General features: G+C 65.3%; 12 protein-coding genes. 5 read left to right on the forward strand and 7 right to left on the reverse strand.

Going from position 1 to position 11453, the window contains the following annotated elements:
- The first annotated feature begins 33 nt into the window (after nucleotides 1–33).
- Nucleotides 34–1062: a bile acid:sodium symporter family protein gene (locus AD664_RS16410; protein WP_053147907.1), complete on the forward strand. Its 1029-nt coding sequence runs from the start codon at nucleotides 34–36 to the stop codon at nucleotides 1060–1062.
- Here AD664_RS16410 and AD664_RS16415 read toward each other — a convergent pair.
- Nucleotides 1049–2326, reverse strand: a complete 1278-nt coding sequence (locus AD664_RS16415) for an acetyl-CoA C-acetyltransferase (protein ID WP_053147909.1) — start codon at nucleotides 2324–2326, stop codon at nucleotides 1049–1051. The two genes, AD664_RS16410 and AD664_RS16415, sit on opposite strands and share 14 nt — an antisense overlap.
- Before the next feature lie 145 nt (nucleotides 2327–2471).
- Here AD664_RS16415 and AD664_RS16420 point away from each other — a divergent pair, with 145 nt between their 5' ends.
- Together AD664_RS16420 and AD664_RS16425 are read left to right on the forward strand one after the other, a co-directional pair.
- Nucleotides 2472–3824, forward strand: a complete 1353-nt coding sequence (locus tag AD664_RS16420; RefSeq protein WP_053147910.1) for a 3-oxoacyl-ACP reductase — start codon at nucleotides 2472–2474, stop codon at nucleotides 3822–3824.
- A 1-nt stretch (nucleotide 3825) separates the two neighbouring features.
- Nucleotides 3826–4680, forward strand: coding sequence for a MaoC family dehydratase (locus AD664_RS16425; protein ID WP_053147911.1), 855 nt, complete (start codon nucleotides 3826–3828; stop codon nucleotides 4678–4680).
- Nucleotides 4681–4878: 198 nt separating this feature from the next.
- Here the strand turns inward: AD664_RS16425 and AD664_RS16430 are convergent, their stop codons facing one another.
- From AD664_RS16430 to AD664_RS16445, 4 genes are read right to left on the reverse strand one after another with little or no spacing between them, the layout of a single operon-like run.
- Nucleotides 4879–5436, reverse strand: coding sequence for a DUF4136 domain-containing protein (locus AD664_RS16430; RefSeq protein ID WP_053147914.1), 558 nt, complete (start codon nucleotides 5434–5436; stop codon nucleotides 4879–4881).
- A gap of 20 nt (nucleotides 5437–5456) precedes the next feature.
- Nucleotides 5457–6077, reverse strand: coding sequence for a DUF4136 domain-containing protein (locus AD664_RS16435; protein WP_047736008.1), 621 nt, complete (start codon nucleotides 6075–6077; stop codon nucleotides 5457–5459).
- 22 nt (nucleotides 6078–6099) lie between these two features.
- Nucleotides 6100–6849, reverse strand: a complete 750-nt coding sequence (locus tag AD664_RS16440) for a methyltransferase (RefSeq protein ID WP_053147916.1) — start codon at nucleotides 6847–6849, stop codon at nucleotides 6100–6102.
- On the reverse strand, nucleotides 6846–7151 hold the full coding sequence (locus AD664_RS16445; protein WP_053147918.1) for a MazG-like family protein: 306 nt from the start codon (nucleotides 7149–7151) through the stop codon (nucleotides 6846–6848). Before AD664_RS16445 ends, AD664_RS16440 begins: the two co-directional genes overlap by 4 nt.
- 156 nt (nucleotides 7152–7307) lie before the next feature.
- Between AD664_RS16445 and AD664_RS16450 the strand changes: the two genes are divergently transcribed.
- Both AD664_RS16450 and AD664_RS16455 read left to right on the forward strand, forming a co-directional pair.
- On the forward strand, nucleotides 7308–7601 hold the full coding sequence (locus AD664_RS16450; RefSeq protein WP_053147921.1) for a hypothetical protein: 294 nt from the start codon (nucleotides 7308–7310) through the stop codon (nucleotides 7599–7601).
- Nucleotides 7602–7881: 280 nt separating this feature from the next.
- Nucleotides 7882–9231, forward strand: coding sequence for an MATE family efflux transporter (locus AD664_RS16455; protein WP_053147923.1), 1350 nt, complete (start codon nucleotides 7882–7884; stop codon nucleotides 9229–9231).
- Between the two features lie 4 nt (nucleotides 9232–9235).
- Here the strand turns inward: AD664_RS16455 and AD664_RS16460 are convergent, their stop codons facing one another.
- On the reverse strand, nucleotides 9236–10027 hold the full coding sequence (locus AD664_RS16460) for a DUF4123 domain-containing protein (RefSeq protein WP_053147926.1): 792 nt from the start codon (nucleotides 10025–10027) through the stop codon (nucleotides 9236–9238).
- Entirely contained in the window at nucleotides 10024–11337 is a 1314-nt protein-coding gene (locus AD664_RS16465; protein WP_053147928.1) for a type VI secretion system Vgr family protein, read from the reverse strand. The genes AD664_RS16460 and AD664_RS16465 overlap by 4 nt, the downstream gene beginning before the upstream one ends.
- Between the last annotated feature and the right edge of the window lie 116 nt (nucleotides 11338–11453).

The following is an 11453-nucleotide window of genomic DNA, read 5'->3' on the forward strand; positions in this document are numbered from 1 at the left end:
TAAGTCGTCTTTTCTTACAACTTGCGGTGCCCTATGCATATTTTCCGACACCTCAAACGGATAGTGACCGACTGGTTCCTCTGCGGCATGGTCCTCGCCACGCTGCTGGCCTATTTCTTTCCTACGTTCGGTGCCACCGGGGGCGCCATGCATGCCGAATGGGTCGTCAACATCGGCATCTTCGTGGTGTTTTTCCTGCATGGGGTCAACCTCTCCGGCGAGCAGATCCGCCACGGCCTGAAAAACACCCGGCTGCACCTGATGGTGCAAGGCTTTACCTTTGGCGTGTTCCCGCTGATCTGGCTGATCAGTCACTGGCTGGTGGGCAGTCACGTCCCGGCGCTGCTGATGCTGGGCTTCCTGTACCTGTGCGCCCTGCCCTCGACCATTTCCTCGTCGGTGGCCCTGACCGGCAGCGCCGGCGGCAACGTGCCCGCGGCGATTCTCAACGCGAGCCTCTCCAGCGTACTGGGGGTGGTGCTAACGCCCTTGCTGGTCAGCCTGGTGGTTGGGCACGGCGCCGGGGGAATCGACCTCGGCTCGACCCTGCTCGACCTGTGCCTGATGTTGCTGCTGCCGCTGGTGCTCGGGCAGGTCCTGCGGCGTTGGCTGGCGGGGTTCTTTGGCCGCTACAAACGCTACACCAACATCATCGACAAGCTGGTGATCCTGCTGCTGGTGTACGCGGCGTTCTGCAACTCGATGGTCTCCGGGATCTGGCAGCAGCAAGGCAACGGCCTGCTGCTCAGCGCGGCACTGGGCAGCGCCATCCTGCTGGCGATCATCCTATGGATGACCACCCGCACCGCACGTGCCTTACGGTTCAGCAATGCCGATGAAATTGCCGCGGTGTTCTGCGCCAGCAAAAAATCCCTGGCCGCCGGGGTGCCGATGGCCGCGTTGATCTTTGGCAACAACCCCGGCCTGGGCCTGATCCTGCTGCCGATCATGATCTACCACCCGCTGCAGTTGATCGTCTGCTCGATCCTCGCCGAGCGCTACGCCAGCCGCCGACGGGCACAGGTCGCCCAGGCGAACGAGGCGGCCCTCAGCGCTCGATGATCGCCGTCACCCCCTGGCCGGCCGCCGCGCAGATGGAAATCAGCCCGCGGCCGCGCCCGGCGGCATCGAGCAGCTTGGCGAGATTGGCGACGATGCGCCCGCCCGTGGCGGCGAACGGGTGCCCGGCGGCCAATGAGCTGCCCTTCACGTTCAAGCGGCTGCGGTCGATGGCACCCAGCGGGGTGTCGAGGCCCAGGCGGCTCTTGCAGTAGTCCGGGTCTTCCCAGGCCTTCAACGTGCACAACACCTGGGCGGCGAATGCTTCATGGATCTCGTAGTAATCGAAATCCTGCAGGGTCAGGCCGTTGCGCGCCAGCAACCGCGGCACCGCGTAGACCGGCGCCATCAACAACCCTTCGGCACCATGGACGAAATCCACCGCCGCCGTTTCGCCATCGCGCAGGTACGCCAGGATCGGCAGGCCCTGCGCCTTGGCCCATTCTTCGCTTCCCAACAGCACCAGCGAGGCGCCATCGGTCAACGGCGTGGAATTGCCTGCTGTCAGGGTGCCCTTGGCGCTCTTCTCGAAAGCCGGTTTGAGCGAGGCGAGTTTTTCCGGGGTCAGGTCGGGGCGCAGGTTGTTGTCCCGGGTCAGGCCGAGAAACGGCGTCATCAAATCGTTTTGCCAACCTTCGGCGTAGGACGCGGCCATTTTCTGATGGCTTTCCAGGGCCAACTGATCCTGCGCCTCCCGAGGGATCTGCCAGGTCTGGGCCATCAACTCGCAGTGCTCGCCCATGCTCAGGCCGGTGCGCGGTTCGTTGATGCGCGGCAGGTCAGGCAGCAGGTGCTGGGGGCGCACTTGCAGGAAGGCCTTGATCTTGTCGGCAGTGGTCTTGGCGCGATTGGCTTGCAGCAGGATCCTGCGCAGCCCCTCATTGACCGCAATCGGAGCGTCGGAGGTGGTGTCCACGCCGCCGGCAATGGCGCTGTCGATCTGTCCGAGGGCAATTTTGTTGGCCACCAGCAACACCGTTTCCAGGCCGGTGCCGCAGGCCTGCTGTACATCGTAGGCCGGCGTGGTGGGCGACAGCCGCGAGCCGAGCACGCATTCACGGGTCAGGTTCATGTCCCGGGAATGCTTGAGCACCGCGCCGGCGGCGACTTCGCCAATGTGCAGGCCATGCAGGTTGTAGCGCTCGATCAGCCCCTCGAGCGCGGCGGTCAGCATCGCCTGGTTGCTGGCGGTGGCATAGGGCCCGTTGGAGCGGGCGAACGGAATGCGGTTACCACCGATAATCGCGACGCGGCGTAGCTGTGTCATGAAGAACTCCCCGTGTAGGTTCGAATGCGCAAATGGCCTGAAAAAACGCCGCTCCCTGCGCAAGCTTAGGCTTTATCTCGGCGATCGAACGACTGATTGCCAATCATGGTCCACACTTGGAACCTCATCAGCCGGAGTGTGTTCCATGTCTGACCGCTATATCGACTTCGCCAATTCACCTGTTGGCCTGCGTCTGGTCGGGGCCCTCGGCCTACCCTCGCCGGTGCGCCTGGAGCGCTGGCAGGCTGGGCGGCTGCGACCGATCGAGGGCGCGTTGCTGCTGGGCGGCGGGCCGTTGACCGAGCAGGTGGGCACGTTCGCCAAACGCCTGACCGACGCCATTTTCGTCTACGGTGGCGAACCGAGCCTGGCCACCGAGTGGATCCCCGGCCACGGCCCGAAAATCAAGGCGGTGGTGTATGACGCCAGCCACCTGGTGCAGGCCGACCAGCTCAAGCAACTGCGCGAATTTTTCCAGCCCTTGATGAAAAATCTCGACCGCAGCGCCCACGTGGTCATCCTCGGTCGCGCCCCGGAACGACTCAGCGACCCGTTCGCCGCCAGTACCCAGCGTGCGCTGGAGGGTTTCAGCCGATCCCTGGCCAAGGAGTTGCGCCAGGGCGGGACGCTGCAACTGCTGTACGTTGGCGACGGGGCCGAGACCCAACTCGAAGGTGCGTTGCGCTTCTTCCTGTCGCCCAAGAGTGCCTTCGTGTCCGGGCAGGTCGTTCGCCTCAATGCCTGCGACACCCAGGTCCAGGATTGGACAAGGCCGCTCACCGGGCTCAAGGCTTTGGTCACCGGGGCTGCCCGCGGGATCGGCGCCGCCATCGCCGAAACCCTGGCCCGCGATGGCGCCGACGTGATCCTGCTGGATGTGCCGCAGGCCAAGGCCGACCTCGACGCCCTGGCCGCACGCCTGAGCGGGCGCAGCCTGACCCTGGATATCTGCGCCGAAGACGCGCCTTCGCAATTGATCGAACACTTGCCCGACGGCGTCGACATCGTGGTGCACAACGCCGGCATTACCCGCGACAAGACCCTCGCCAACATGACCCCGGAGTTCTGGGACGCGGTCCTGGCCGTCAACCTCAACGCCCCGCAGGTGCTGACCAAGGCCCTGCTCGACAGCGGCACGCTGCGGGACAATGGCCGGCTCATCCTGCTGGCGTCCATCAGCGGCATCGCCGGCAATCGCGGGCAGACCAACTATGCCGCGAGCAAGGCCGGCCTGATCGGCCTGGCGCAGGCCTGGGCGCCAACTTTGCAGGCGCGGGGTATCAGCATCAACGCCGTGGCACCGGGCTTCATTGAAACGCGCATGACCGCCGAGATTCCTTTCACCCTGCGCGAAGCCGGGCGACGCATGAGCTCCCTGGGCCAGGGCGGCCTGCCGCAGGATGTCGCCGAAACCGTGGCGTGGCTGGCGCAACCCGGCACGGGCGCCGTCACCGGGCAGGCCGTGCGGGTGTGTGGGCAAAGCCTGCTGGGAGCATGACATGACGATCCAATGGCACGAGGTCAGCGGCGCACCGTCGATGACCGCGCTCTACGTGAAAGCGGCGACGCGGCGCAAGATCACCGGCAAGACCTTGCCGGAACAAGGGCTGCGCCAGGTGCTCCAGGTCGACCCGCAGCGACTGGCAGCCTATCGCAAGGTCTGCGGCTTCGCCGAGAACGGCTTGCTGCCGCCGACCTATCCTCACGTCCTGGCCTTCGCCCTGCAAATGCAGTTACTCACCGACCGAAACTTTCCGTTTCCGTTGTTGGGCTTGATCCATTTGAACAACCGCATCCGCGTGCTGCGGCCCATGGGCGGCGTCAACCAGGTGCGGGCCAGCGTCAATGTGGAGAACCTGCAATCTCACCCCAAAGGCGCGGTGTTCGACCTGGTCACCCGCCTGGAGGATCAACTGGGGCTATTGTGGCAAGCCCACAGCCAGATGCTGTGCAGGGGTGTCGAACTGGACGGGACGCCGCTGGCCGACACGCCCGCCACCCACCTGGCATTGATGGAGGTGGCGCACTGGCGCGCACCCGCCGACATTGGGCGGCAGTACGCCAAGGTGTCGGGCGACTACAACCCGATTCACCTGAGCGCCGCCAGCGCCAAACTGTTCGGCTTCCCGACTGCCATTGCCCATGGCCTGTGGAACAAAGCCAGGACGTTGGCCGCCCTGGATCAACACCTGCCCGAGGCCAACCTCGAAATCGAGGTGGCCTTCAAAAAACCCGTACGCCTGCCCAGTGAAGTGACGCTGCTGGCGAGTGCGGCAGGGTCCAGCGGGGACTTGCGGTTGATGGGGGCTGGGGATCTGGAGCACATGGTGGGAAGCTGGCGGCCGGCGGGCTGAGAGGTAACCGCGAGCAATGCAGTGGCCGCAAGGCCGCCTTCGCGAGCAAGCTCGCTCCCACGAGGGACGGAGGCTGTCCGGGACTCTGGGGCTGGCATCCATCCCCCTGTGGGAGCGAACTTGTTCGCGAAGACGTCGGTCCATCCAACGTCAACGCCTCAGGCAGGCCCGCTCCCACAAATGCAATGCACCAACTGGCTATCGCGGCGGATAGGTCGACAGGATCCGCCCCACCGTCTCCCGTACCGCGGTGTTGCGGTCCGTCGGGTTCGGCGAGTCGCTCAGGATCTGTTCATCACTGCCCCGCCACACCAGCTTGCCGTCCTTGCCGTCGAGCAGGTCGATCTGCACGGTGCCGACCTTGTAGCTGATGTTGCGGGTTTCGTTGTACATCGGCCCGCCCCAATAGCCGTTCCAGGGACCGCCCCAACCACCACCATAGTTCGTGGTCACCTGCTGCTGGCGATCCTCGACGATCAGGTAAGCCTGGACCAGCACATCAGCCCGCCCACCCGCCGCCACCGGGCGCAGGCCGCGTTGGTCGAGTTGATCGGCAACGGCTTGGCGAATGCGCTGCTCGGTCAGGTCGCTCTTGATGCGCGGGTCATCGGGACGGTATTGAAGCGCCGGCTCTTTCCAACTCCAACTGCGGTACGCCGCGAAATCGCGGCTGGTGTCGAAGTCGTGATTGACCTGGTTGGAGGCACAGGCGCCCAGTAGCAGCGCAAAGGACAGTAAGGCAAGACGGCGCAACATGGTTTTTCTCCGTTGCAGGATCAACTGGGCGGATACGCCGACATGGCTTTTTCCACCGCTTCGCGGATAGCGTCCGTGCGTGCACCCTGGCTGCCGCGCTGACTGGTTTCGGCGCTGGCGCTCCAGACCGGCTGGCCATTGCGCGCATCGAACAGCTCGACGCGCACGACCACCACCTGCTCCTGGTACGTGCGCACCACCGGCACCGTGTGATACATGCCGTACCCAGGGCCATAGCCGGGGCCGTAGCGGTTGTAGCCGCCGTAGTAGCCGGTGTCGTAGTCATCGCGCACTTGGCGCAGGCGGGTTTCCAGGCGCAGGTCGGCGCTGACGAACAGGTCGGCCGGCCGATTGTCATGCAGCGGGCGCAAGCCGCGCTGGTCCAGCGCATTACTCACTGCCTCGGCCACCTGGGCCGAGTCCGCCCAAGCGGTGCCCGGCGGCAGTTGCCCGTTGCGCCAGGCCCAACTGCGGTAGCGCCCGTAGTCCCGAGGCGGCGCGGGGTACGCACTGCGGTCGAACACCTGGGCGGCTTCGGGTGGTGCCGGCGGCAGCGGGTTGGAAGTGGCGACATACGGGTTGCTGCCCTGGCAGGCCGCCAGCCCCAGGCACAGCACCAATACCCCTGAACGACCTTTCATGTTGCTCTCCAGTGCCGCTGGATCAGCGCGGACGGCAGATCCAGTGCAGATAACGTCCCAATCCGGCAAACGCGGGATGGCGACGGTGGGCCAGCTCCATTTCCAGCAACTGCGCCAGCTCCACGCGCCCTTGGAATTCCACGGGCATGTAGTCATGGAAAACCCGCACGCCACTCTGGCTTTCGACCTGCCACAGGCCTTCAAGTTGCGCCGCCAACGCGCGCGGATCAAGGGGTTGTTGCGGTGTCAGGCTCTGTTTTTCGCCGGCCATGTCATTTTTGCGCAACTTGCGGAAATGCCCCTTGAGCAGGTTGCGATAGACCAGCGCATCGCGGTTGTAGAACGCCAGGGACAACCAGCCGCCCGGCGCCGTGAGCTGATGCAGCACCGGCAGGATGGCATGGGGCTCGGCCAGCCATTCGAGCACCGCATGACACAGCACCAGGTCGTAGGGCTCGGTGAGTTGGCCAAGCAGATCCTGCCACGGCGCCTGGATGAACGTTGCCTGCTGCCCCGCCTCGGCAAACCGTTGGCGGGCACCTTCGAGCATGGGCTCGGCCGGCTCGGCGAGGGTCACCTGGTGACCGCGCTCGGCCAGCCACAGCGACATATGACCCAGGCCCGCGCCAATATCCAGCACCCGCAGCGGGCGCTCAGGCAAGGTTTCCAACAGATCGGCCTGAAGCACCGCCAGGCGGATCGCACCCTTGGCCCCGCCGTAGATTTTCTCGGCAAACCGCGTGGCCAACTGGTCGAAATGACGGTCGCTCATTGGCCGAACCGCCGTTCGCTGTCGGCCAGTTTGCTGCGCACCACGGCGTCCATGTCCAGGCCCAATTCGCTGCACAACAGCAACAGGTACAACACGATGTCACCGACTTCCTGCCCGGCATGGGCCAGGGTGTCTGCCGGCAACTGGCGGGACTGATCCTCGGTCAGCCACTGGAAAATCTCCACCAGCTCGGCCATTTCCACGCTGGCGGCCATGGCGAGGTTCTTCGGGCTGTGGAAGCGCCGCCAATCGTTACGGTCGCGAATGGCGTGCAGGCGTTCGGTCAGTTCAACAAGGTTCATCGGGCTCTCCTGAATGCGCATAGCTTCGGGGGGATGACCGGGGAAGGCAAGCCTCTCGGTGCGCGTGGCAATTTGCCCCATAATCGAACCATCGCGACGCCAACAGCTCCTACAATCAGACAGTTCAACCCGGATCCCCCTCATCAGGACGCACACATGCAGGTAGAAAGCTTTTTCGAATGGCTCGGCCAAGCGCTCGGTTCGGTGATTCGCTTCATCGTCGACCTGCTCAGCGGCCTGTTCAACACCCTGGCCAACGCCGGCGGCAACTTCGTCGACGGCCTGGCGCGCACCTTGGGCATGGACACCTCGATCATCAGCATCATCGCGCTGATCATCGGGTTGATGATGCTGTACTCGGCGATCCGCGCCTTCATGCGGGCCTCGATCATCATGGGGATTATCTGGCTGGTATTGGGGTTGTGGTTGTTGAGTTGGATTATTCACTAGCACCGCGAGTACTCCCCACCACAGAGCCCCCGTGCCGGACACCGCACCTGTGGCGAGGGAGCTTGCTCCCGCTCGGCTGCGAAGCAGTCGTAAAACCGGCTGGCGCGGTATGTTTGAAAAACCGCGTCAGCCCTTTTTTGGGGCGGCTTCGCCACCCAGCGGGAGCAAGCTCCCTCGCCACAATGAGTCCGAGTCACTTTTGAGTATCGCGTGTTCCCCTGCGCACCGGGCACGATCAATTCAGGAACCCGCTACAATTGCGCTCCATCAAGGAGCCCGCATGTCCAACCTGATCACCGACTGGCGCGACCGCCTTACCCATCGCCGGGTCTGGGCGCTGGCGGCGCCGATGATTCTCTCGAACATTTCCGTGCCGCTGGTGGCGCTGGTGGACAGTACGGTCATCGGCCATTTGCCCCATGCCCATCAGTTGGGCGCGGTGGCGGTGGGGGCGAGTTTGTATACCGTGTTGGCGTGGGCCATGGGTTTCCTGCGCATGGGCTCTACCGGGTTCGCCGCCCAGGCCGCCGGACGTGGCGATGGCGCGGCGCTGCGGCAGGTGCTGGTGCAAGGCCTGCTGCTGGCGATGGGGTTGGCGGTGATGCTCGGCGCCGTCGGCGTACCGCTGAGTGGCGTGGCGTTGCACTTCATGCAGCCGTCGGCCGAACTCGACCAATTGACCCGCGACTTTTTCCACACCCGACTCTTCGGCCTACCCGCGGCGCTGGCCAGCTATGCGTTGGTAGGGTGGTTCCTCGGCGCCCAGAATGCCCGGGCGCCGCTGGCGATACTGCTGGTGACCAACCTGGTGAACATCGCCCTGAACCTGTGGTTCGTGATCGGCCTGGACTGGGGCGTGGCCGGCTCGGCCCGAGCCTCGGTGATTGCCGAGTGGACCGGTGCGCTGGTCGGCCTGGCCCTGGCACGCAAGACACTGCGGGCCTGGCCCGGACAGGTGGCCTGGGCAGCCTTGGGGCGGTGGCAGAGCTGGCGCCCGCTGCTGGCGGTGAACCGGGACATTTTCATTCGCAGCCTGGCGCTGCAAGCGGTGTTCTTCCTGATCACCGTACAAGGCGCGCGACTGGGGGACGCGACGGTGGCGGCCAATGCCCTGCTGCTCAACGGCTTGCTGCTGACCGCCCACGCCCTGGACGGCCTCGCCCACGCGGTGGAAGCCTTGTGTGGGCATGCCATCGGCGCCCGCGATCGCCTCGCCCTGCGCCGTTCGCTGGTGGTGGCCTGCGGCTGGTCACTGATTGCAAGCCTTGGGTTCGCGCTGCTGTTCCTGCTCGCCGGCCACCTGTTCATCGCGATGCAAACCGACATTCCCGACGTGCGCGCCACCGCCGACCAGTACCTGCCTTACCTGGCGGCCCTGCCGCTGATTGCGGTCTGGAGCTACCTGCTCGACGGGCTGTTCATCGGCGCCACCCGCGCCCGGGAAATGCGCAACGGCATGCTGCTGACGCTGTTGCTGGTACTGCCTGTCGCCTGGGCGCTGCAAGGCTTGGGCAACCACGGGTTGTGGATCACCTTCCTGCTGTTCATGGCCTTGCGCAGCCTGACCCTCGGGGCCATCGCCTGGCATCTGCAACGGCGCGATCAATGGCTGGGCAGCCCCAGCCCATGACATCTCACCCCGGACCGCCCTGCCATGCCCGGCGTAGCTGATCGAGGTATTCCCGTGGCGACCGGCCTTCCAACTTCGGCACCGGCCGGGCATCGGGGTGTTGCAGGCGAAGCCACAACCAGTCATCGAGCAACGCCTGTTCGGTGAACCCCAGCCCCAGCCCCTCCTGAAAGCGCTTCCAGAGCAAATGATAATCACGCCCGATGGCGCGCGACCAGCGCCAGGCGTGGCGCTCCAGCAGGCATTGCTGGAGTTGGCGTTGCTGCCGATCACTGAGGCTGTGTTCGTTCTCCAGCGCCGTCACCGGCAACCCGGGATTGGTCAGTTGCTGCCAGCCCAGGCTGCCGATGGCGCGGTCGGCCCAGGTGCCACCGAACCAGCGCACCTGGCTGATGGGCCCCAGCCAGCAACTGAGTTCCTGCGGGTCGCAACCGTCGAAAAAATAGCTGGCGGTGTGCGGGTTGTAATAGTTCAGCAACGCTTTGTGGTGCAGGCCCAAGGTCACCGTCAGCATCCGTCGCAGATGCGCCAGCAGTTGTTCCGCCGATGCGCTGCTGATCAACACCAGCCCCGGCCAGGCCTGCGGATCCAGATGACAGAGACTGACCAACCCACCCGCTCGCCGAAGATCCAGCAACAGTGGGCTGTGCTCCCCGAGGCCGTGCAACTCGGTGTCGTCGAACAGCACCTTCGCCTGAACCCCTGCGAACTGTTCTTGCAGGCGCCGCGTCGCGTCGGGCGCACTCGGTACGTCGAGCAGCAACCAATGGGACCCGGCCAGGGCGCCCGCGCTCATGGCGCAATGCCCGCGCCGGGCAGGGTCAGCAACCGGCAAGTGCACAGCGCCTCGGTGCAATGGCTGAAACTGCCGCCGCCGGGTAGCAGGCACAACAAGACCAGCGGCTCGGCACTGCGGATCGCCGACAGGAGCATCGGGTCGACGACCGCCGGCCCTGGCGCGCGGGGGACGATCGGGGCAGCCGCAGACTCCATCGGCGCAGCCAACGCGGACCCGTCGAGAAAGGCACTGATCAGCGGCCGATCCGGATCACCTTCGATAAAACTCACCAACACCTCGGTGCCCTCGCGCAACTCGTCCGCCCCCACCAGCAACTCGGGCGCCAACGGCAGCCAGCAATGGCTGGGACGGGCGCCCTCGCCCTGGTAGACCCAATCGAACTGCACCGCCACGCGCCCGGCTTCTTGCACCGCCGACTCCTCCACCGCCACCACCCAACCCCGTTGCCGGCTCGCCATGCGTGGCTTCGACGGCCGCCGGGCCGCCTCCCACGGCGCGCCCTGGGGGATCGCCTTGAACTGGTTGCCATACACCCCCGCCTGGCCGCGGTGCTCGACGCCGGTCAGCAGCCAGCAGCGGTTCCAGCCCTCCAGGGGATGCGCTGCCAGCGTCACCGCCCGACCAACGTGCAGGTTCTTCAGGTCGCTGCGCCCTCGGGCAAGCTGTGCGCCCGGCAGCGTGCTCTGCACACTGAAGGCCCGTACGCCCGGCGCTGGCCGGTGGTCGCCATAAGCCGCCTCGCCCACCAACGGGAAACGGTCTGGACTGTCGGTGAACACCAGGCAATGTCCGTCCGGGGTCTGTTCGAAATGAAAATGGATGCCGGCTTGCGCGCACAGCCGTTGGAGAAATTGCAGGTCCGACTCCCGGTACTGGGTGCAGAAGTCTTGCGCGGGGTAATCGCCGCTCAGGTCCAGGCACAGGTGCCGGCCGTCGATGCCATGTTCCCGGAGCACCTGGCGCAAGATCTGCGGCACCGAGCGAGCAGCGAAGACCCGTTGGCTGAAGCGCTGCGCCAAGCAGGCCAGCTTCGGCCCGATACGCACCCGGCAGCCGGCACCCGGAGGCTGCTCGAGCAGTTCGTGCAATTGCCCATGAATGCCTCGGCCCGGCGCGCCGAAGCTCAGCCACACGTTGCGGTACAACAGCCCGGCCAAGTCCACGGGGGCGTCGGGGAGCAACAATTGCGCCTCATAGGCGAAGGGTTCGCTGATGGCTTCGCTGCCCGTGAAGGCCACGACGACCAAGGGTTCGGGCAGACCGGCTATCTCCAGACGAAAGGCTGACTCGCGGGCTGGATCGGACATCGGCGTTTCTCTACAGGAGGGGCGGCCGAGGATTCTCGCCGAGAGCCATGGCCGAGTAGAGGGCCGAAGTACAAGTTAGGAAAGGGACTACACGAAATTAGGACTGCGCCGGTTAT

Source organism: Pseudomonas sp. P97.38, assembly GCF_001269745.1.
GTDB classification, from domain to species: domain Bacteria; phylum Pseudomonadota; class Gammaproteobacteria; order Pseudomonadales; family Pseudomonadaceae; genus Aquipseudomonas; species Aquipseudomonas chlororaphis_E.